The sequence below is a fragment of the Desulforhabdus sp. TSK genome (genome assembly GCF_022836495.1).
Taxonomy (GTDB): Bacteria; Desulfobacterota; Syntrophobacteria; order Syntrophobacterales; family Syntrophobacteraceae; genus Desulforhabdus.
On sequence record NZ_BQXM01000016.1, the window covers coordinates 1 to 20,898 of the forward strand.

The following is a 20,898-nucleotide window of genomic DNA, read 5'->3' on the forward strand; positions in this document are numbered from 1 at the left end:
GACCCATGACGGGGCCTTGGCGTTTTTGTTTTTTGAACGAAGAAAAGACCCTCAGGGCGTCCACGGATTGGAATCACCCCGGATGGGACAGGCTCTGGCTCTATAACCTCCATTACTTCGACGATCTCAACGGTCGGGACACGGGGGAGCGCAAAGGGTGGCACGAAGACTATATTCGCCGTTGGATCGAAGAAAACCCGCCGGCTGAGGGAAACGGCTGGGAGCCATACCCGACGTCGCTTCGCATCGTGAACTGGATCAAGTGAATTCTTAAAGGCAACGATCCTGTGCCCGGGATGCTCCAAAGCCTGGGACTCCAGGCGCGATGGCTCCGCCGGCGGGATCGTCCTCTTCAATGATGCCGCCTTCGGTATCGCAGCCACAACGGCGGAGCTTTCGGAGTATGCGGCGAAGCTGGGCATCCGGACGGATTCCTCCCCTGCCCTCCCCCTCCTTCATTTCGGCGAAACGGGGTATATCCGCGTGGAGCGAAGCCCTTTCACGGCCTTCCTCGACGTGGCCCCCGTCGGGCCCAACTACCTGCCTGGGCATGCCCATGCGGATACCCTGACGTTTGAGCTGTCGGTAAGGGGACAGCGAGTCATCGTCGACTCGGGCACCTCCTGTTACGGCACGGGAGCCGAAAGGCAGAGGCAACGTTCTACGGCAGCTCACAATACCGTGGAGATCGATGGAGAAAGCTCGTCGGAGGTGTGGAGCGGGTTTCGGGTGGCGCGCCGGGCTTACCCGCGAGATTTGGAGATGCGGGAAGAGGATGGCGAGATCGTGGTCGCCTGCAGCCATGACGGATACCGGAGGTTACCGGGAAAGCCGATGCACCGGCGGGAGTGGCGCTTTCAAGGGGAAGAGCTCGTGATCACGGATTGTGTGGAGGGGCGCTTTTCCGAGGCGGTCTCCAGGTTTCATTTCCATCCGGATGTTCGTGTGGAATTCACGGATTCCGCCGAAGGGAGGCTGTGGCTCACCGAGGCGGAAGCGCTTCGGTGGCGTGTACAGGGTGGAACGGCTGCCGTTGTGCCCTCGAGCTATCACCCGCATTTTGGGGTCAGCGTTCCTAGCCAGTGCCTGGAGATTCGTTTTCAAAACAATCATCCTCAGATTACGCGGATTAGCTCAGATTAGAACTGAAGAGGGCCTTTTTAGAATCCGCGAAAATCCGCGTAATCTGCGGATCGGATAGGTGATTGAGATGCATATACTTTTTCTCTCTGATAATTTCCCTCCTGAAGTCAACGCTCCAGCCAGCCGCACATTGTTTTCGAACTGAGGGACATCTGGCCCGAATCCATCAAGGCCGTGGGGGCCATGGAGGATTCCAGGATCGTCCAACTGCTGGAGCGGCTTGAGATGTTTCTCTACCACAGGGCTTCCCGGATCGTCTCCGTGACGGAATCCTTCAAGAAAATCCTGGTGAAAAGAGGGATCGACGCTCGGAAGATTTCAGTCGTCACCAATGGCGTGGACATTTCCCGCTTCCATCCCATGATCAAAGACCCCGAGTTGATGGCACGGTATGGGTTGGAAGGCAAGTTCGTTGCCGGCTACGTGGGGACCCACGGGATGGCACACGGGCTGGAAACTCTCCTCAGAGCGGCGAAGAGGCTGGGAGCGACAAGCGGCGGCGACCGCTTCCGGTTCATTCTCCTGGGAGACGGCGCGAGGAAAGGGGCTCTCAAGGAAACGGCCCGGGAGATGGGTCTTGAGAATGTCATTTTTATCGACTCGGTGCCGAAAGAGCAGGTGCCCAGGTACTGGTCTCTCCTGGATGCTTCCATCATTCACTTGAGGAAAACGGAGCTGTTCACCACGGTCATTCCATCCAAGCTGTTCGAATGCATGGGGATGGGAATCCCGGTGCTTCACGGGGTGGCGGGAGAATCCGCCTATATTGTGGAGCGGGAAGGGGTGGGCCTGGTTTTCGAACCGGAAAATGACGTGGAACTGTGTCAGAAGCTGGTGAGGCTCAAGGAGGACGGGCAGTTGTACGACGGGCTGAGAGAGAGGTGCCTCATCGCGGCGAAGAGCTATGATCGTGGAGAGCTGGCGCGGAAGATGCTCGCCCTTGTTCATCCGCAGATGACGCAGATTAAGAACCTTGGGGTATTGGAATATTGTTAAAATGATATCAGGGATGCTATCCTTTGCCGGACTGGGCGAAACATCGCCTGGCGTCTGCGTCGTCCGAACAGTTGGACAAGTGGGCCGAGCGGGTGCTCGACGCGAAGTCACTTCAGGATATGTGGGCAGAATAAAGGAGCTCCGGCCGTATGCCGCGTAGTGCCTTGGGGATTGGGTGGGCAAAAGAATATTCCATGATCCTCATCCATCCGCAAATTACGCAGCTTGGCGCAGATTAAAAAGCCTGGGATATTCGGATATTGTCAAAATGACGCCCAGATGCTACCTGTTTAAAGAAAAGAAGTAGACGACGGCACAGATCGGATTAGCGGGCAAGAATATCTGACCGCATGCCCTCCGCAGTCCACGAAAAGATCGTCGAGGCCCATGACCAAGCGCCCACTTGTTGTTTCCTCCGTGTATCTCATTGTTTTATCAATGAGATAATGGTGAGCAGGAAGAAGCGAGGCAAAAATGCAACAAGCCTATAGAACAGAAGCAGAAGTCGCAAAGGATGGCACTCTCACGGTCAAGGGACTCCCCTTTCAGGCTGGGGATAAAGTAGAGGTCATCGTTCGCAGGCACAAACACAGAGAACCAAGGAATATGGGCCGCCCGCTGCTTGGAAAGCCGATTCAATATATAGATCCATTCGGCAGTGTTGCGGAAGAAGACTGGGAAGTTTTGAAATGATTGTCCTCGACACCCATATCTGGGTTTGGTGGGTGCATGGGGATCCCCAGCTCACTCGTCAGCAGGTCGAGGCAATCCATGCCGCAGAAGCGGACCTGATCGGTGTGAACGCCATCTCGGTTTGGGAAGTCGCCAAGCTCGTCGAATACAATCGGTTAAAGCTTCCTTGCCCATTGTGCGACTGGTTCGACGAGGCTTTGAGCTATCCCGGTGTCCACCTGGTGGAGCTCTCGCCGGAAATCGCCATCGAATCCACTCGACTCCCAGGCGAATTCCATCGCGATCCTGCAGATCAAATCATCGTGGCGACAGCAAGAATATACGATTGCCGGCTCGTAACTTCCGACAGCAAGATTCTAAATTATCCCTACGTCAAAGCAATAGGCTGACAGGCAAAAAAATTCCATCCGCAGATTGAATCTATGCCCTCTCGGGACTGGAGTTTTATGATCGATTGTGCCTGGTAACAGGCTCATCGTCAGTTCGTGGACATGGTCTTATGGTAACTTGGAATATAAGAAATTGGCGATTTTGCGCCTTTGCGTTATGGTTATCGAAAAGTAGAAAGGGGGCAAGTGATGCGCCAACAGGTTGCGAAGCTCTTCAAGAGTCGTGATGGCCAAGTGGTTCGTTTGCCTCAAGGTTTTCAATTCAAGGGAAACGAGGTGCTGATTTATAAAGAAGGTGATAAAGTCATTTTATGCCCCAAGCCGTCATCGTGGGATGATTTTTTTGACAGTCCTCTGAAGGCGACGAGCGATTTTATGCTGGAGCGAGACGAACCGCCTCTTCAAGAAAGGGACTTTTTCTAATGTCCCTCTATATGCTGGATACAGATATATGTTCCTATATCATCCGAAACAAGCCTCCGGACTGGGCGAAACATCGCCTGGCATCTGCGTCCTCGGAACAGTTGGACCAGTGGGCCGAGCGGGTGCTCGAAGCGAAGTCACTTCAGGATGTGTGGGTAGAATAGAGCAGGTCCGCCCGTATGCCGCGTAGTGCCTTGCGGATTGGGTGGGCAGAACAATATGGCAACATCATTTCCACCCACAGACTGCGAAACCTATGGAAACTCAGAATATAGGTTTGCTTGGTCAGCAAGTTCCGATCAGGCTATCATTCGTTTGAACCGATTTTCCGCAAGCATTTGCGAGGGAAACTTCAGCGAAGAACATTGACCTGGATGTTGAAGGAAAATACGATGCAGTCAAAGCCGCTTTTTGTTCGGGCAGAGTGGGATGAAGAGGCCGTAGTGTGGGTAGCCACGAGTGACGATGTGCCGGGGCTTGCCACGGAAGCGCCCACCCTGGAGGACCTGGTCGAAAAACTTAAGACCTTGATTCCAGAGCTTCTCGACGCCAATGAGACACCAGGCGAGAATGAAGTTCCCTTCGAACTGCTGACCCGCCGCTTCGAGAAGGTCTATCGTTCGGCTTGCTGATATCCGATTATACCCCGCATCTCAAGAAAGTTCTCCTGAAAGCTGGATGCTATTATGAACGACAGGGCAAAGGCGACCACGAGATTTGGTTTAGTCCCATCACTGCGCTCAGGTTTGTAGTGGATGCGCACATCAAGTCGAGACATACGGCCAATGCAGTGCTCAAACAAGCTGGAATACCCAAACACTTCTAATGAGAAGCTGTCTGAAAAATCCCCTGAAAGGCATGGACGTCATGGGTAAGTAGACCTGCTCGTGAAGCAAAGGGTTTGCCTACCGCTGGATGCAGCTTCCCATCCCTTACGTGCACCATCAAAAACATCCCTCATCCGATCCCCTTTAAGAAAGAACGAAGGTTATTCCAACCCCATGAAACAGGTCCTTCAGAATCTCAAAGACGGAAAAACCGAGCTGGCCGAAGTGCCCTGCCCTGGACCCAGGGCGGGGCATTTGCTCATTAGAACCCATGCATCCCTGGTGTCGGCGGGCACTGAGCATATGCTCCTGGAGTTCGGAAAGGCCGGATGGATCGACAAGGCACGTCAGCAGCCGGACAAGGTCAAACAGGTCCTGCAAAAGATCCGGACCGATGGGCTCGCCCCGACACTCGAAGCTGTGCGCAGCAAGCTGGATCAACCCATTGCCCTGGGATATTGCAATGTGGGTGAAGTTGTGGAGTCGGGAATGGAAAATCCAGGGGGGCAGTTCGAACCTGGCGTGAGGGTCGTCAGCAACGGGGCCCATACTGACCCGTCGTTTTGGTCCACTGCCGGACTGGGCGAAACATCGCCTGGCATCTGCGTCGTCGGAACAGTTGGACCAGTGGGCCGAACGGGTGCTCGAAGCGAAGTCACTTCAGGATGTGTGGGTAGAATAAAGGAGCTCCGGCCGTATGCCGCGTAGTGCCTGGGGATTGAGTGAACAAAAGAATATTCCATGATCCTCATCCATCCGCAGATGGCGCAGATTGCCGCAGATTGAACCTATGTCCTCTCGGGGCTGGAGTTTTGTGTTTGATTGTGCCCGGTAACAGGCACATCGTCAATTCGTGGACAGGACTTATGGCAACTCATGACCGATTTCGCCTCAATTTGTGAGACAGGATAGAGATCTTTCAAGGACTAACATAACTTTTACTATTGATTAAAAGTTATATTGAGCTATATTACCTCCACAATGAAAGTCATCTGGCAGCCCAAGGCGCTTAAGCAGCTCAAGAAGGTCTGTGACCGCGCAATCCAGGAACGTATCCTTACAGCCACACGGGAACTGTCGACCTTTCCTGCCTGCTCCAACGTCAAACCGCTCGTAAACCACGACTATGGCTATCGGCTGCGGGTCGGCAACTGGCGTATACTGTTCAATGCTTTCGCGGAAATCAGCATTGTCAGCATTGAGGAGGTAAAAAAACGCAATGAGCACACCTACTGACTACCAAATGATCAAACACGACGGAGAACCCGCCTTTGTCCTGGTACCCTGGGAAGAATGGCGTCGCATCAAGCCCCTCCTGGAAGCCGAAAAGGCTCGCGCCTGCGGCATACCCCAGGAAGTCGTCGAGGCACATGTCCTGCGGAATGAGCCACTTGTTAAGGCTTGGCGGGAACACCTCGGTATCACTCAGAAAGAGCTGGCAACCCGTATGGGAGTATCTCAGGCAGCTGTCGTCAAGTTCGAGCGCCCCGAGGTCCGGCTCCGTACCTCTACTCTCAAAAAAATTGCCTCGGCTCTGGGACTCAACACAGAACAGCTGCAAGCTTAGTATTGAAAATTGTAAATGCGCGACCATTTCTTTGCAGGAACCGCTTCCGGTCGTGACAGGAACTGGCAATTGTATAAATTCGTCGCGGCATTATTTCATGATCCTTTCCATCTGCAGATTACGCAGATTTTCGAAGATTAAGATCCTTGGGTTATTGGGACAGTATCAAAAGGTCGGACTGCTCATCCATTTCGGTTCTCCCTCCCTGGAATACAAGAGGCTGGTTTACAACTTATGAAAAATTCTTCCTCAATCTGTGAAAATCTGCGTCCTCTGCGGATCATCAATGTTGTCGGCGCCCGCCCCAACTTCATGAAAATGGCGCCCATCATCGAAGCCATGAACCGCCACCCCGAACGTATCCAGCACCTCCTCGTTCACACAGGCCAGCACTACGACGAAAAGATGAGCCAGGCCTTCTTCAATGACCTGGGAATGCCGAAGCCCGACATCGACCTGGAAGTGGGGTCGGGATCGCATGCCGAACAGACCGCCCGGATCATGGTGGAATTCGAGAAGGTCTGCCTCAGGGAAAAGCCGGACCTGGTGATCGTGGTGGGAGATGTCAATTCGACCATGGCCTGCACCATCACGGCCAAAAAGCTCGGGATCCGGGTGGCCCACGTGGAGGCGGGGCTCAGGAGCCGAGACATGGCCATGCCCGAAGAGATCAACCGCCTCTGCACGGACGTGCTTTGTGATTACCTCTTCACCACGGACCGCTTCGCCAACGAAAACCTGCGCCGGGAAGGGGTTCCGGAGGACAAGATCTTCTTCGTGGGCAACGTCATGATCGACACGCTGCTCAAGCACAAGGAAATGGCGGGTCGCCTCGACCTCATGGATCGCTGGGGGCTGGAGCCCTGTAAATACGCGACCTTGACCCTGCACCGCCCCTCCAACGTCGATGAGCGGGAGACTCTCGAGGGGATATTGGAAGCGCTCACGGAGATTGCCCATGGCCTGCCCATTGTTTTCCCCATCCATCCGCGGACGCGCAAGATGGTGGAGCAGTTCGGTCTCTCCTCCTATCTCAACAATGGAAACCGTGTCCAGGGCATCTGGACGACGGAGCCCCTGGGCTATCTCGAATTCCTCCATTTGAACATGAACGCCCGGATGGTGCTCACCGACAGCGGTGGGCTGCAGGAAGAGACGACGGTGTTGGGCGTGCCCTGCATCACCCTGAGGGAAAACACCGAAAGGCCCATCACCTGCGAAGAAGGCACCAATGTCATCGTGGGCAATCGGAAAGAGAACATCCTGGCGGCAGCCCGAAAGGTGCTCCAGGGGGACATCGCCCGGGGAAGAGTCCCGGAGAAGTGGGACGGTCAAGCGGCCGAGAGGATCGTGAAAATCCTCTTGTCCCAAAAGTGAGGCCCCTGAGGACAGCCTGAAAAAACCTTCCCTCCCGCAGATTGCCCGGATCGTCTGCTGTACTGCGAACGGTTCAATTCTTGACTTTCGCAGGAGCGCGGCTTCCAGCCGGGATTCTATGGGGAGCCCGTTATTTCTGTCGCGGCTGGAAGCCGCTCCTACAGAATCATCAATAAGTCAAGATCCCACCCGTAAGTCAAGATCCCACCCGTAAGTCAAGATCCCACCCGTTTGGAGTATACTTCCCTCCGAAGAGTTCCTTGATCTGCGAAATCTGCGGATCCTCCCCATGCAATCCCTGCCTGACTTTCTGCCTTTGCGACGAACGGAAAACATCCCCACCCACTGGCATTACATTTGCTTGATAGCACGGGAGATTCAGTGTTGCATCGCCCCCTCCAGAGAGGTGCGGGATGCTGTGGCCTGGAACCCTTCATTGAAATCGAGTCAAGATCATGACAATTCTTTTGACGATTTTTCTATTGAGCCTGCTGACTGCCCTCCTGTTGACGCCGCTGGCGGCACGATGGGGGACACGTCTGGGGTTGGTGGACAAACCGTCAGGCCGTAAAGTGCACAAAAAACCGATCCCCCGCGTGGGAGGTGTCGCCATTTTCCTGGCGTTTTACATCCCCTTGTCGGTCCTTCTTCCACTTCGAACGGAGCTCGTGCCGCAGATTGTTCTAAAACCCTCCCTCCTGTGGCTCCTGGGGGGATCTGTGCTGGTTTTTCTCATGGGGGTCGTAGACGATGTCCGTGGTCTGCCTCCCCGGGTCAAATTCGCTCTACAGGGGGTGGCAGCCTTCATGGCATACCTCGCCGGGGTGCGTTTTTCCGTCATCGCCCTGCCCTGGGACTCCATCGTATCTCTGGGAGCCCTTTCCCTCCCCTTTTCCATTTTCTGGTTTCTCCTGGTGGTCAACGCCATCAATCTCATCGATGGATTGGACGGCCTGGCCGCCGGAGTGACCCTGTTTGCTTCCATGACCCTCATGGCCTTGAGCCTCCTGGGTCAAAACACCCTGATGGCCGTCGGATTCGCAGGTCTTGCCGGAGCCTGCCTGGGCTTCCTCCGTTATAATTTCAACCCGGCTTCTATTTTCATGGGGGATGGAGGCAGCTATTTTCTGGGCTATATGCTGGCGTCCCTGAGCCTCCTGGGCTCCATGAAAAGCCAGGCCACCGTGGCCATCCTGATTCCCTTCATCGCTCTCGGCCTTCCCCTCATGGACACCCTGTTGGCTCCCATCCGCAGATTCTTTCTCGGGCAGCCCCTGTTCCAGCCTGACCGGAGCCACATCCATCACAGGCTCCTGCAGATGGGCTTTTCCCACCGCAAAGCCGTGCTGGTGATGTATTCCGCCACAATTTTCTTCGGACTGACTGCGCTCCTGGTGGTCAACATGCGAGATGAGCGGGCGGGCCTGATCCTCGTGACTCTTGCCGTCTGCCTCATCTTCGGCATCCGCAAGCTCGGCTACCTTGAATATCTGGCCGTGGACAAGATGATCGGTTACTTTCAGGATGTTACGGACGAAATGGGTCTGAACCGGGACCGCAGGACCTTCCTGAGCCTTCAAATTGCCATCGGTGAAGCGCATGATCCGCAGGAGCTCTGGGATCGTATCGTGGACGCGCTGATCCCCCTCCGCATCGATCGGGCCGAACTGCATTTCAACGACCAGTGCTTCGGGACTTCCCCCTTGAAAAAAGACTACTTCTGGAGTCCGGTGGAGCTCCCTTCGGATCGAAGCACCTGCGGGCACAGCCTCATGGCCATGGAATTGCCCCTGGTGGACCAGTCCAAATCCTTCGGCACCCTCTCTCTGAAAAAGGACCTCATCGCGGACCCCATCAGCCATTACACCCTGCGACGGATCGAGCACCTTCGACGCAGTGTTGTCAGTAAACTGATCGCCCTGGAAGACGAGATAAGCGTCAAAGAGGTGACTCAGCGCAGTCAAAAAGTATTACAAAACCTCAGTACAAAACCCGTCGGCATGAACTCATTCATTCCTCCCGCCATGGGCCCCAAGGTCCCCTGACGTCCCATGCGCCTCGGGAAACGCTTTATGCCGCGGGCGGTTTAGATCCGGAGTCCCTTTCATGACAGAATCAGGTGTGGGGGTTTCCCTTCGTTGGAATCACTGGCTTCTGGGAATGCCCATGGTCTTGCTGCCGCTTCTCCTGGGAGGAGCACGCCCCTGGATCTGGAGCCCAGTGGTTGCTCTCTTCCTCCTGGGATGCCTCGTGCCAACCTGGAAGGATCACTCGTTCAGTCTTTCCCGTGTCTTTGAAAACAGGTGGAGCCTCGTCCTCGCCCTCCTTTTTCTCTATCCCTTCCTGCAATGGGTGCCTCTGCCGATTCACTGGGTAGACTGGCTCAATCCCGAACGCGCGGAGTGGCTGCAGCGCTCCCGCATCGTGGCTCGGACGGCAAGTGGAACGGCTTCCATCACCTACATGCCCCTCACCACGCTCGTTTCATGGTTCTGGTGGATCTTCCTGGCAGTTTACGCTCTACTCCTCCGCAGAGTAATACAGGCGCAAGACCGCCTTGAATGGCTGTTTCACATCCTCTATGGCGTCGCAGCCTTCGAAGCGTTCTACGGGCTGCTCCAGGTCCTCATTCCCACCCTGGGTGTACTCTGGGAAGCCGCCGGCACGGGGCACGCACGGGGGACCTTCGTCAACCGGAACCATTACGCCAATTTCCTGGGAATGATCTGGCCTCTTCTCCTGGCCCACCTCTTGGCCCTGAAGCCAGCGAGCATCCAGCACCGGAACAGGTCCTACCAGGAGAAGGAACGCAGCAATCAAACGACGCAGCAGCAAGCATTCCTTGCAATTCTCATCGGACTGGTCCTCCTCGCCCTCTTCTTTTCGGCTTCTCGCGGAGGAATCATCAGCTCCCTCGTGGCCCTCACCGTCTTCATCACCTTTTCAGGCAGGAACAGGGGCAGCACCACCTTTTTTCTGGCAGCCTGCTGGCTGGTGATGCTGGCCTACGGCAGCATCATCGGTTTTGACGAAATCCTGGCGCGTTTTGACATCATGGAAAAATCCGCCCCGGGACGCTTCAAAATCTGGGAAGACACCCGGCGGTTGATCGGCGACCACCTGTGGACGGGAACGGGACTCGGGACCTACGAAACGGTGATTCGCCTCTACCAGTCGCACCTTACGGATCAATTCCAGATCGGCCATGCCCATAACGATTACCTGGAGCTCGCGGCTGAGCTGGGAATACCGGCAGCCTGGGGCATCATTCTCCTGGTGTGGGCCTACTGGTGGAAAACCGCTTACAACCTGATGAGACAACAGAAGGGTTGGGGCTCGTTCGGCTCGAAAGCCGCCACTCCTCATGAAGATTCAACAGGGCGCCGTCGAGTCTCTACAGGTCTGTTCGACGAAGATCGTCTGCTGCGGGTGGGGGCACTGGCAGGGAGCGCGGCCTTCCTCTGCCACAGCTGGGTAGAGTTCAACTGGCAAATGCCGGCCAATCAAATGATTTTCATCATGTTATTGGTAGTAATGAAGGAGAAGCAGGAGCTCACCGCAGGGCGTACTTGGCTATGAATTTTGCCAGGAGAGACCGCTGGTGCTGAGAAAGCTCCAGAAATTGGACACCGCAGCGTCGCATGTCCGGAACGGACAGGAGGATTTTTTTCTCCACCTCGATGTCGTAGATGATGCGGCAAGGCACGTTGTCCAGTCTCAGCTCATCATCACGATATCCGAAAAGCTGCAGTTCCTTCACTCCCTGCGTCCGGACATCCTGGGCGATGTAACGGAAGGAAATCCCTCGCTCGTTGATGTCAATGACCTGCCCCAGGTGCGTGACAGCCGGCAGGTCCGGTGAAATAAAAGAAACAAGAGCTTTTTCATCTCCCCAGAATCTTTTTTGCTTCCTTTGGGAAAACAGATTCAAGTATTTGAAAAGCCATCGCATTCCTACCTCTCCGTATTTTCGCTGCACTTGGGTTCAAATTCCCACGCTGTTGACTTGACGTCACCCCCGTAAAAACCGGGGTCCATAAAGTCTTTATTTTCCTCATTCCGGCATTCGCCGGAATGAGGAAAATTGGGCAAGTCAACAACATTATGGGCCACCCCCACCCGACACGATCCGCCCCGTATCTTTCGACCCACCGGATTAAAATCTTTAGCCTTTTTGAAATACCCGCGGATCCCGGCGCAAGGCTCTGAAGGCATGTTTTCCGATAATAGCCTAAACACCAAAAGTTTTCAAACTGTTGCCTTCAGAGCCATCGTGGAATCCATCATCTGGGGGAGCGATTTGAAATTTGAGGTGAAGGGAAAGGTGCTCTGAGTAAAGCGTGTCGCCAGTGTGTAACAGAGGGCAGGCGATTCAATGGAAGGAATAGTCGAGTCGCTTCACTTTGAGGTCGTGGCCGCGCCGGGCCAATATCATCTGCATTTCTCCCGTGGCATCCATGGGGGATTCGCCCGCCAGTTTCACCGCGAGACGAAAATCGGCGTCAATTTTGATGTGCTCCTTATGGACACTCCACCCAGACAGCTTAATGCTGTAATCGATGTGCTCGGCCTTCTGAAAATTTTCCACATAGAGGGTGCGCAGGTTTTTCAACGGCTCGCCGTTTTCCGTGGCCTCGGGGTCGAAAAGATTAAAAAAAGTCTTTGTATTTCGACTCTTGTAGGCTTTTACATAGAGCTTCAGAAAACCCTCCAGCGTACGGTTCATCTCCTCCACCGATAAAATCGCCGAGGCATCGGACTCCTCCTTGCCGGCACTCGCCGGCTGAACCTCCCTGGATTTTTCAGCGTGGGGATCGACGGCAGATTCCATGCGCTTCACGGCCTGTCCTTCGGACGCCCTCTTCGGGACGCCTCCCGAAGATCTTTCCACAGGGGGAATCACGGCACTTCGAGAAGGCTCCGTGGGAGGCTTTTCGGCGATGCCGGCCTTCGTCCTCCCGCTTCCCATGGTTGCCTCTTTCCCCCCGGCAGGCTCTTCTTTCACGGGTTTCTCACTTTCCGGATGGGATGCAAGAGCTCTCTCGACTTTGAGAGGAGGCACCCCCGGAGTCGGAGGCGTCGCCTCTTTTTCAGGCGCTTTGGAAGTTCCCGTGCTCTCAGGGGAAGACCGTTCCAGCGCAGGCAGGCCCACCCCATGGCCGGCGCTGCGATCGGGATGGTCCGCCACCTGCGGGATGCCAGGCGTGTCGGGATGGTTTTGGGCGACCACGACGGACGGAGTGCTGCCGGTGGGTACTTCGGGAGCCCGCTGCGGTTTCACACGGGGACCGAGTCGGCTCCCCACCTCCTGCAGGCAGTTGAAGAGGGGCATGGGCAGCGGCGAGGATTCGAGGTTTTTTTTTGTCCATACACTCTTCATTTTCAGGTGCTCCCACGGGATGAATTTTTCCTGCCCCGCAGGGTCAAGGGTGAGAGGAGGATACGCCATGCCGCCGACGGACACACGATTGTCGCTTCTTCCATGGTAGTACCGTGAGGTTTGCCAGGTTTGAAAGTCCACCAGGAAGGACAGGAAAACGAGGAAGAGGACAAAGAGAGCGATGGGCCAGGCACGGTGGAGCTTGTTCCATTGCCACTGCGGGGCTTTGGCCTCCTGCTCCGCGACGGGAAGCGGTTCTATCCAGGTGGGAGCAACAAGGCTGTCATCATATTTTTGCTTGGTTTCAACATTGGATAGAATTCGATAAGCTCGGTGCAGCTTTCTGAATCGCTCTCCTGCTTCGGGGTCCCGGGGGTTCCTGTCCGGGTGGCACGCGAAACTGAGACGCCTGAAAGCAGCCTTGATCTCCAAAATGCCCGCCCCGTTGTCGAGCCCCAAAATCCCATAATAATCCTCCTGAGGCTGGGGCGCTGACAGATTCAAGGCATGAGCCACTTTTCCGAGGCGCTCCTGAAAGATTTCAAGGGGCAGAAGACTCGCGTCGCACAACTGCCGAACCTGATGGTCGAGGAAAGCTCCCCCGCCCGTTCCCTCGGCATAGAAATCCCGTGTTGTTTTCAGGAGATCCGCATCGGCAGCCACACGAGCAATGAGCAGGTGCAGGTTCTTCTCGGCGGCAACCAGCTTGATGAGATTCCGCAAAGACTTACTCTGCATAGTCCGCTTGAAGCACCCTGTCATGAAGCTGAGAAATCATCCGGCTTTTCTCCCTCGCCCAATGCGAAGCACCATTCCGTGAGAAGGTCAGCCCCCTCATTCCATCACGACCGCGTCGAGCCAGTAGTCCCCCGCCAGCTTGCTGTCAAATTTCAGACTTTCCTTCCGTACAACCTGGAGAAGCACCGCCTCACAGCCCTGAGGAACGGGGACTTCCAGCTCGCTCCTGCGCCAGGGCATTGTGCCCAGCACCGGCTCGCTCTGGACATTCAGGCCGCTGCATCCATACCCGCTCACCTGCAGGAAGATGCCCTGATCCGTCGTGAGGTTTCGGCTTTTCTCGGCAAACCTCAAGCGATAGGTTTGCCCCGCCTCGACGGGAACGATTTGCGACAAGTGGCGGAAGGCTATGTTTTGAGTGCCGCGAAAATGCAGGTGTAAACAGGAGCTTCCAGAATAAGGGGCTTCCATGGATCGTTCCACCACCGCCTCGGGACAGGCGCTCCGACGCCATCCGAAAGCGGTATTGAGAGGCTCCCCCTGGAATTCTCCGTCGTGTATTGCCGTGCGGTCCTGCCCGAAACAGCTTTTCCAGACCCTCTTCGCCATGACGAGTTTTTTGTGTCCCAGTAAAAATTGACAGAACTGGAGCTTGAGCTTCGAATCCACGGCATCGGAGTCTTTTTCCATGGTTTGCCACAGGGAGAGGGCCACATCGACTTCATTGGCCCGCATGAGCTGCCTCAGAAATACGGGATAGCTTTCTTTCTCCAGGTGGGGAAGCACGGAAGCATAGTCGCCATAGAACTGCCGGGACAGATAGGAAGCCTCTTCCAAGCGGTGCGGCAGGCGGTTGAAGACAAAATTCATACAGGATGCGAAGCGCTCTTCATCGTGCATGTCGTTGGCCAGAAGGAATTCCTGCCATTTCCAGGTACTCACCCGGGAAAGCAATGGGGACAGGAGGTCCAGGACTTCCCGCGCTTCCCGCTCATTCCCACGCTCCGCTTCACTCCTGGCCAGATCAAACCAGGCATCCACCTGCAGAGGCAGGATGGAAACAGCCTTCCTGTAGCATTCTCCCGCACGGCGGCTGTCCAGATCCTCATAGTAGGCCGCATGCCCCCTCAAAACCCAGCTTTCAGGAAAGAAGTCAGCAAGGATGCACGATTTCTGAAACGCCAAATCCATGACATCAATTCTGTGGCTGCAAATGCCGTAGCCCAACAGGCTGGAGGCAACCCCCAGCAGCACCATGCTCAGTGCTGTTCTGCCCAGAATTCCCCGCATGGCTTCACTGGACCACCGCGGTTTCTTCCGGAATTGCATCGGGGGAAGCCCCGTAGGCAGAATGATAATAGTTGTAGTATTTATAGTATTTTGAATAATATCCACCGAAATGATGACTCCGGTTCAGCTTGTTGACGATGCAGCCCAGGAGATTGCCCCGGACGTTCAGGAGACTCCTGCGGAAGATCCTCAAAGCCTCTCGATGGGTCTCGCCCAGGGTGCTGACCAGAATGACTCCATTGACATAGTTTCCCAGCACCAGCACGTCCGCAAAGCCCGCGGCCGGGGGGGCATCGACTATCACCCGGTCGAAGTGCTTGCTCAGCATTTCCATCACCATTTTCATGCGGTTGGATGCGAGGAGCTCTGCAGGGTTGGGGGGGATCGGGCCGGCGGAAATGAAGAACAGGTTGGGTATGTCAGTTTTTTGAATCACTTCTTCCAGCTTGCACATTCCGCTGAGGAGCTGGCTCAAACCCTTGCGCTTGTTCAACCCGGAGCCGATTCCGTTGCCGTTTCCGTTGCCGTTTGCCCTCCCGTTCCCATTCCCGTTTTGAGAGAAAATCCTATGCAGGCGGGGCTTTCGGAGGTCCGCATCGATGATGACGACCTTCTCTTCAGAAGCGGCAAACGCCTGAGAGATATTGGACGAAATGGTACTCTTGCCCTGGCTGGCACTCGTGCTCGTGATGAGAAGACTCTTGGGGGGATCGTCCATGGCTGCGGAAAGCTGAATCCCGACCTTCGCCGTGCGGATGGCTTCGGAAAAGCTCGCTCTCGGCTTCAACCGCACCAGCGAGTCCAGATCCTTTATCTCTTCGGAATCCGCCACGGGGAGGACTCCCAGGACCGGGATCCTGAAGCGTTCGGAAATCTCTTCCACGCGCTTCACCGTATTGTCGAGGTATTCCATGAAGAAGGCGATCCCGATGCCCCCCATGAGCCCCACGACGATGGACAAAAGGAGATTCAGGCGCACGTTGGGCTTGAAAGGCTTCAGCGGCAGGGTGGCGTAATCCACCACCTGGACATTCCCCAGCTCGATTCCGACGTTGGCATCGATCTCCTTGGCCCGCTCCAGGAGGCTCTGGTGGATGAGCTTGCTCGTTTCCACTTCCCGTTCGAGCACCTTGTACTGTGTGGCTCGGTTGTTGAGCTCCAGCGCCAGTTCCTTCTTCTTCTCGGCGTCCTTCCTGAGAGAGTCTTCCCTTTTCACGAGCGTGGCATACTCGTTCTTGATGGAATCCAACATCCGCTGCTCTTCCCTGCTGATACGGCTCTCGATGTCGTTCATCTTCGCCTTGAGGTTTTTCAGCCTGGGGTAGTCGTCCTTGAAGACAGTGGAAAACTCCTGGTATTCCCCCACCAGTTTGACATGCTCTTCTTTCAGGTTCTGGATGAGCTTGTTTTCCAGCACGACGGGCATGGAAGCGATATTCTCCCGCTGCGCATGGTTGAAGAGCGCCTCTTTACTGATGCGCTCGGTTTCGGCGACAGCCAGGGCCTTGTTGGTTTCTTCCAGCTGGCGATAGATGAGATTGAGATTGGAATCGAGAGAAACAATGCCGGCTTTCTGAGCGAAGCCGTTGAGGTTATTTTCGGCTTTTTCCAGATTGATACGGGCCACTTCCAGCTGTTTTTCCAGCTGCTGCTTGGCGGAGCTGGCCCCATCGATCCTTTTGTCCATCTGCCAGGAGATGAATTCCTGGATCTGCGCATTGACGATGTCCCTGGCCAGAGCTGCATCCGTGGACTGGAACTCGAGGGAAATGAGGGTCGTATCCCGTTCGGGAGTAACCTGCAGGCTGTCGGCGAAGAGCCGCTCCACGGCACTCTCCACCTGCAGGCGGGCCAATTCAGGATTCAGCTCTTCGTTCCCCTTGAATGGGAGCCATGCTTTGACACTGCGCTTCCACGTCTGAAGCCACCCTTCTTCCTCGCCGTCGTTTTCGACGGCTGGATTGAAGACGGGATTCCGGTCCAGATTGAGATGAGCAATGACCCGCCGCGCCAGGGATTCACTTTGCAGGAGCTTCACCTGGGTCTGAATGAATTCTCTCGTTTGCATCTGATTGGCAACGACGTCTTCAAACTTGGTCACGCGCGGCCCCTGCACATTGAGCTGCAGCTTCCCTCCGGCTTTGAAAACGGGCTTCATGCTGAGGCTCACCACCAGCGTCGTCACGAAAACCCCCAGGAGCACCGTCAGGATCAGCCACTTGTGCCGCAGCATCACCTCCAGGTAATCTCGCAAATCGGCCGAATCATCGTACTCGGAAATGACTTCACGCACTTCCGTGGAGGGCAGTTGAGATCCCGAAAGGGGAACCGGGAAATCTTTGACAGGGGGCGATTCGATTTCAGGCTGCATGTCGCTACTCCGTGGTTTCCTCAAATGCTTTGACTGTTCTTCGTAAGACTTTGGATTCTCAAACCAGTGTTTATCGTACGTCGTGGAGGAATGAGGGAATCGGCAATCCAGGCGCTTTTGGCCTTCCTTCACTTTCTGAGTGCAGTCTTTGCAAATTCCAATCCATATGCGTCGGGGTCGCTGAAGAAAATCTTCCTCTGCTGGACGTCCCGTGAGCCTCTACAGGCATTTCACCGCCGGCGTTCATGAATACATGGAAGGATTCGACAATTTCTTGACTCAGCTCCCGCCCACAAAGTCATCGGCTTGTCTGCCACCTGCCGAGGAATCCCATGGCACGCCATCGCCGCTTTCAGGGCACATTTTTTGTATAGAGTTTCTGGAGTTTTTCCAGTTTTGAGGAGGGTTCGAATCCAAAACAGAAAGGAGGTGTTCTGCAAACATGAAAAGAATGTCCAAAATGTGCATCGTAAGTCTTGCGGCTTTGTTTGTGGCCCAGCCCATGCTGGCCACGGCAGGGAGCTCGGCACGGCTTATTCCTGCAGGCTCCGTACGTGTCATGGACAACGGCAAGGAAGTCAACAATTTCAAATCTGAAATGCCCATGCCGCAAGGTCTGACGATGGCCGTAAACGGAAAGTGCATCGTGCAGTCCCAAAGCCTGCAGCTGGTGGCCCAGGACCAGGCGGTTTTCGCGCTCAACGAAGCTGAGAGCCGCTACGACCTCACCATCAAAAGTGGTCGGGTGGATTTTGCCATGCGTCCCGAGGCCAAACCCGTTTCCTTTCACACCCCCCACGACCTCATCCAGTCCGAACAGGCCATCGTGCCTGCGGGTAATGCCGGGTTGGTGAGAGGTTTTGTCACGGTATCGGAGGAAAAGACGGAGCTGTCCATCCAGGAAGGCGCCCTGCAGGTGATGAGCAGCGACGGCACGCAGCTGGTCCAGCCGGGCCATTCCATCGTCCTGGCTCAGGCCAGGTTGGGGAGCCCGACTCCGGCCACGGCGGGAAAGGGCACGGTGAAGCCTGCTCTGACAGCCGGAACCAGCGGAGGTGCTCTCACCACCAAGGGGATGGTCATGGGCGGTGCCGGTGCTCTATCCATCATCGGAGCGGGGGTTGGTTTTGCCACATCCAACAGCCATGCCAGCGAGAATGGCTTAGCGCACCGCTGGCGGCACGGGCAATCACCCTTCGTCAGTCCCAATTAGCCCCAATGTAGTGTGTCCGATTTCCAAGCAACGAAGGCATTGCTGAATTCGGCATGGGCGGCGCTTTTGCCCCGATGGAACAGCGCCGCCGTCTCATCCCTTACGAGAGGTAGATCATCTCCCCATGAACATCCGGATCAAATCATTTCATCCAGCCGAAAATTTCTTCCAGCGACTCCTCTGGGTAGGAATCACCCTGCTGATAGCCGGGTGCGCCGGCGGCGGACCCAGACCCACCGCAACGCTCGATGAAGTTGTCGCCAGGGAAAATGGGAGCAAGCAGGAAGTCAAAGACATCAACAGCAAGCTTTTCGCGTCTGTCAGCAACGCTCCCCAGGCCAGGGACTATCTGCTGGGCGAAGGGGACCTGCTCCAGATCAATGTCTTTGAGGCCGACGAGCTCAAGACGGAAACCCGGATAGGCGCTCGAGGGTTCGTTACCCTGCCCCTGCTGGGGCCGGTGGAAGTCAAAGACCTGACGACCCGCGAGGCGGAACAGAAAATCGAAGATCTCTACCGAAGGAAATACCTGCAGAACCCTCATGTGAGCGTCTTTGTGAAAGAACAGGTTTCGGGAAAGATCACGCTCCTGGGGGCCTTGAACAAGCCCGGCACGTACAGCTATATGACGCGCCAACACCTGCTTGACGTCCTGGCCCTGGGAGAAGGACTGTCCGACAAAGCCGGACGCATGGTCCAGGTGCGCCGCTCGGTGGAGAACGCCCCACAGCCGACAACGTACATGGTCGACCTGGAAGAAATCATTCAGAACGGTCAGTCGGACATGAACCTGGAGATCAAAGGGGGGGATGTGGTGTACGTTCCCGATGCGGGCACGGTCTATGTCGACGGCGCCGTCAGGAAGCCGGGGAATTATCCCATCAAGACCGCCATGTCCGTACAGGAAGCCATTGCGGCTGCCGGCGGACTCTCCACCACGGCGGACGAGGGGGATATCAAGCTCGTTCGGGCCAACACCGACAATACCCGTGAAGTCGTGAAGGTGAGCATCAAAGATCTGCGGCAGGATTCGAAGCAGACTCTCGCCGTGAAAGATCGCGACGTCATCTTTGTGGAAACGAACAAAATGGAAGCGCTCCTCTACGGACTCCGCTTCAACATCATCGGCGGGCTCTTCGGGGTCGGCTACCAGCCCCCGCCTCAATGATTTGCTCTGGGAGATGATTACGGCCCCCGTCGGGCAGCGATCCCGGCAGGAACATGCAGGAACGGCGACGCCGCCATGGAAGGCGGCGCTGCCGGTAGATCTCGCGGATCATAGCTCATAAGATGAGCAGGTCTTCCCGGGCGGTATTCAAGGACTCCAGTCCCTGCGCCGTCACCAGGTAGGTATTCTCCAAACCGGCGATCCCCAGACCGGGGAAGATGAACTTGGGCTCGAACGCCACCATCATGCCTTCCTGGAGCGGCAGCTTCTGCCCCTGGGCAATGAAGGGAAACTCGTCCACTTCCAACCCCAGGCCATGTCCGACGAAAGAAACCCGCGTGCTTCCATGCCCCATGAAGGACTCCGACCAGCCGGTCTCCTCGACCCACCCGCACACCTGATCGTAGAGGGCTCCGGTGACCACTCCCGGGCGCGCCGCCTCCCGAAAACGCCGGTGTATCTCCTCGATGAATTTGTAAGCATCCAGAATTTTTGCAGGAGGAGCTCCGATGGCATAATTCCGAGTCTGGTCGTTCAGGTACCCGTGATAGTTCATCATGGTATCGACGCTCACAAGCTCGCCCGCTCGGATGGTGCGCGCGGAAGGCCCCTGCCCGAAAGCGGGACTCACCCCCTCCCCGCCCGTGGGAGCATCGGCATAGGACGAAACCGCCGCTTCCGCTCCTGACAGCACGTGGCCAAAATACATGTCCATATTGAAGGCCCGGAGCCGGATGATCCCCAAATGACCGGCTTTGCGGGCCACTCGTTCCAGCTCGATGCTGAGATCCAGTTCCGTCATCCCTTCCTTCAGGAAAGTCGGCACTGCATCGGCCACGGCCTGGGAGATCCTTGCAGCCCCGCGCATCATTTCTATTTCCCAGGGGGATTTGACCATCCGCACCTGGCGGATCAATCCGCTGATGTCCACCAGCTGCTGCTTGGGGAAAATCTTTTCATCGTAAAAGAAAAACGTGCCCGCGGGCAGAACGTCCAGCTCCATCCCGATTTTCTCAGGGGCCTTTCCCCCACAGGCTTCAACGATTCCTCCCGACAGGTCTTTCAGGCTCTTGAGAGGCAGGATGGGCCGCAGCGGCGACTGCGCTTCCGCCCGCTGCACGTCCCGCTTCACCCAAAAAACCGGCTGCCCGGAAGCCGGCACCACCAGGTGACCGTCCTGCACGGTGCCCGTGAAATAATAGAGATCGACATTTTGACGAATAACGGCTGCATCCACCTCGTTCTTGACCAGCAAATACTGAAGGGCCACAATGCGCGCTGCGACTTCACTCATGGGCGTTTTCAACATGAACAAGACTCCTT

Annotated in this window: 21 protein-coding genes and 2 pseudogenes; 18 read left to right on the forward strand and 5 right to left on the reverse strand. The window is 55.8% G+C overall.

Annotation, left to right across the window (positions count from 1 at the left end; all coding sequences use genetic code 11):
• From MWC30_RS10930 to MWC30_RS10995, 16 genes and pseudogenes are all read left to right on the forward strand, one after another.
• Positions 1 to 266 (forward strand): annotated as a pseudogene (locus MWC30_RS10930) (heparinase); the annotation flags it as partial.
• Positions 267 to 483: 217 nt separating this feature from the next.
• Complete coding sequence (locus tag MWC30_RS10935; RefSeq protein ID WP_244084213.1) at positions 484 to 1,143, forward strand: heparinase II/III-family protein; 660 nt, start codon at positions 484 to 486, stop codon at positions 1,141 to 1,143.
• Positions 1,144 to 1,326: 183 nt separating this feature from the next.
• A complete protein-coding gene (locus MWC30_RS10940) occupies positions 1,327 to 2,139 on the forward strand; it encodes a glycosyltransferase family 4 protein (protein ID WP_244084214.1) in 813 nt (270 codons plus the stop codon).
• A 474-nt stretch (positions 2,140 to 2,613) separates the two neighbouring features.
• Positions 2,614 to 2,832 (forward strand): hypothetical protein, encoded by a 219-nt coding sequence (locus MWC30_RS10945; RefSeq protein WP_244084215.1) that lies wholly within the window; start codon positions 2,614 to 2,616, stop codon positions 2,830 to 2,832.
• Positions 2,829 to 3,221, forward strand: a complete 393-nt coding sequence (locus tag MWC30_RS10950; protein WP_244084216.1) for a type II toxin-antitoxin system VapC family toxin — start codon at positions 2,829 to 2,831, stop codon at positions 3,219 to 3,221. The genes MWC30_RS10945 and MWC30_RS10950 overlap by 4 nt, the downstream gene beginning before the upstream one ends.
• 189 nt (positions 3,222 to 3,410) lie before the next feature.
• Positions 3,411 to 3,644: an antitoxin gene (locus MWC30_RS10955; RefSeq protein WP_244084217.1), complete on the forward strand. Its 234-nt coding sequence runs from the start codon at positions 3,411 to 3,413 to the stop codon at positions 3,642 to 3,644.
• Positions 3,644 to 3,808: a hypothetical protein gene (locus MWC30_RS10960; protein WP_244084218.1), complete on the forward strand. Its 165-nt coding sequence runs from the start codon at positions 3,644 to 3,646 to the stop codon at positions 3,806 to 3,808. The genes MWC30_RS10955 and MWC30_RS10960 overlap by 1 nt, the downstream gene beginning before the upstream one ends.
• Before the next feature lie 228 nt (positions 3,809 to 4,036).
• Positions 4,037 to 4,276 (forward strand): DUF1902 domain-containing protein, encoded by a 240-nt coding sequence (locus MWC30_RS10965; protein ID WP_244084219.1) that lies wholly within the window; start codon positions 4,037 to 4,039, stop codon positions 4,274 to 4,276.
• A complete protein-coding gene (locus tag MWC30_RS22965) occupies positions 4,273 to 4,470 on the forward strand; it encodes a type II toxin-antitoxin system HicA family toxin (protein WP_368860839.1) in 198 nt (65 codons plus the stop codon). Before MWC30_RS10965 ends, MWC30_RS22965 begins: the two co-directional genes overlap by 4 nt.
• A gap of 175 nt (positions 4,471 to 4,645) precedes the next feature.
• Positions 4,646 to 5,026: pseudogene (locus tag MWC30_RS10970) on the forward strand (dehydrogenase); the annotation flags it as partial.
• Between the two features lie 40 nt (positions 5,027 to 5,066).
• Positions 5,067 to 5,153, forward strand: coding sequence for a hypothetical protein (locus MWC30_RS22970; RefSeq protein ID WP_368860840.1), 87 nt, complete (start codon positions 5,067 to 5,069; stop codon positions 5,151 to 5,153).
• Positions 5,154 to 5,452: 299 nt separating this feature from the next.
• The gene (locus MWC30_RS10975) at positions 5,453 to 5,707 is read left to right on the forward strand and encodes a type II toxin-antitoxin system RelE/ParE family toxin (RefSeq protein WP_244084221.1); all 255 of its coding nucleotides are present in this window, start codon (positions 5,453 to 5,455) and stop codon (positions 5,705 to 5,707) included.
• Positions 5,691 to 6,038, forward strand: coding sequence for a helix-turn-helix domain-containing protein (locus tag MWC30_RS10980; protein ID WP_244084222.1), 348 nt, complete (start codon positions 5,691 to 5,693; stop codon positions 6,036 to 6,038). The genes MWC30_RS10975 and MWC30_RS10980 overlap by 17 nt, the downstream gene beginning before the upstream one ends.
• Before the next feature lie 234 nt (positions 6,039 to 6,272).
• Positions 6,273 to 7,415, forward strand: coding sequence for a non-hydrolyzing UDP-N-acetylglucosamine 2-epimerase (gene wecB, locus MWC30_RS10985; protein ID WP_244084223.1), 1,143 nt, complete (start codon positions 6,273 to 6,275; stop codon positions 7,413 to 7,415).
• A 455-nt stretch (positions 7,416 to 7,870) separates the two neighbouring features.
• Positions 7,871 to 9,460 carry an MraY family glycosyltransferase gene (locus MWC30_RS10990; RefSeq protein ID WP_244084224.1) on the forward strand — a complete coding sequence of 530 codons (1,590 nt, stop codon included), beginning with the start codon at positions 7,871 to 7,873 and terminating at the stop codon, positions 9,458 to 9,460.
• Between the two features lie 61 nt (positions 9,461 to 9,521).
• Positions 9,522 to 10,994: an O-antigen ligase gene (locus tag MWC30_RS10995; protein ID WP_244084225.1), complete on the forward strand. Its 1,473-nt coding sequence runs from the start codon at positions 9,522 to 9,524 to the stop codon at positions 10,992 to 10,994.
• Here the strand turns inward: MWC30_RS10995 and MWC30_RS11000 are convergent.
• The 4 genes from MWC30_RS11000 to MWC30_RS11015 all read right to left on the reverse strand — a co-directional run bounded on the left by MWC30_RS11000 (position 10,969) and on the right by MWC30_RS11015 (position 17,194).
• A complete protein-coding gene (locus MWC30_RS11000) occupies positions 10,969 to 11,367 on the reverse strand; it encodes a PilZ domain-containing protein (protein ID WP_244084226.1) in 399 nt (132 codons plus the stop codon). The genes MWC30_RS10995 and MWC30_RS11000 overlap by 26 nt on opposite strands.
• A gap of 420 nt (positions 11,368 to 11,787) precedes the next feature.
• Positions 11,788 to 13,533, reverse strand: a complete 1,746-nt coding sequence (locus MWC30_RS11005) for a J domain-containing protein (protein ID WP_244084227.1) — start codon at positions 13,531 to 13,533, stop codon at positions 11,788 to 11,790.
• A gap of 96 nt (positions 13,534 to 13,629) precedes the next feature.
• Positions 13,630 to 14,862 (reverse strand): hypothetical protein, encoded by a 1,233-nt coding sequence (locus MWC30_RS11010; protein WP_244084228.1) that lies wholly within the window; start codon positions 14,860 to 14,862, stop codon positions 13,630 to 13,632.
• Entirely contained in the window at positions 14,828 to 17,194 is a 2,367-nt protein-coding gene (locus tag MWC30_RS11015; RefSeq protein ID WP_244084229.1) for a polysaccharide biosynthesis tyrosine autokinase, read from the reverse strand. The genes MWC30_RS11010 and MWC30_RS11015 overlap by 35 nt, the downstream gene beginning before the upstream one ends.
• Positions 17,195 to 17,636: 442 nt before the next feature.
• Between MWC30_RS11015 and MWC30_RS11020 the strand changes: the two genes are divergently transcribed.
• Together MWC30_RS11020 and MWC30_RS11025 are read left to right on the forward strand one after the other, a co-directional pair.
• Positions 17,637 to 18,407 carry a hypothetical protein gene (locus MWC30_RS11020; protein WP_244084230.1) on the forward strand — a complete coding sequence of 257 codons (771 nt, stop codon included), beginning with the start codon at positions 17,637 to 17,639 and terminating at the stop codon, positions 18,405 to 18,407.
• Positions 18,408 to 18,531: 124 nt separating this feature from the next.
• The gene (locus MWC30_RS11025) at positions 18,532 to 19,575 is read left to right on the forward strand and encodes a polysaccharide biosynthesis/export family protein (protein WP_244084231.1); all 1,044 of its coding nucleotides are present in this window, start codon (positions 18,532 to 18,534) and stop codon (positions 19,573 to 19,575) included.
• A gap of 115 nt (positions 19,576 to 19,690) precedes the next feature.
• On the opposite strand, the gene MWC30_RS11030 is transcribed toward MWC30_RS11025, so the two are convergent.
• A complete protein-coding gene (locus MWC30_RS11030) occupies positions 19,691 to 20,884 on the reverse strand; it encodes a Xaa-Pro peptidase family protein (protein ID WP_244084232.1) in 1,194 nt (397 codons plus the stop codon).
• Positions 20,885 to 20,898: the final 14 nt, after the last annotated feature.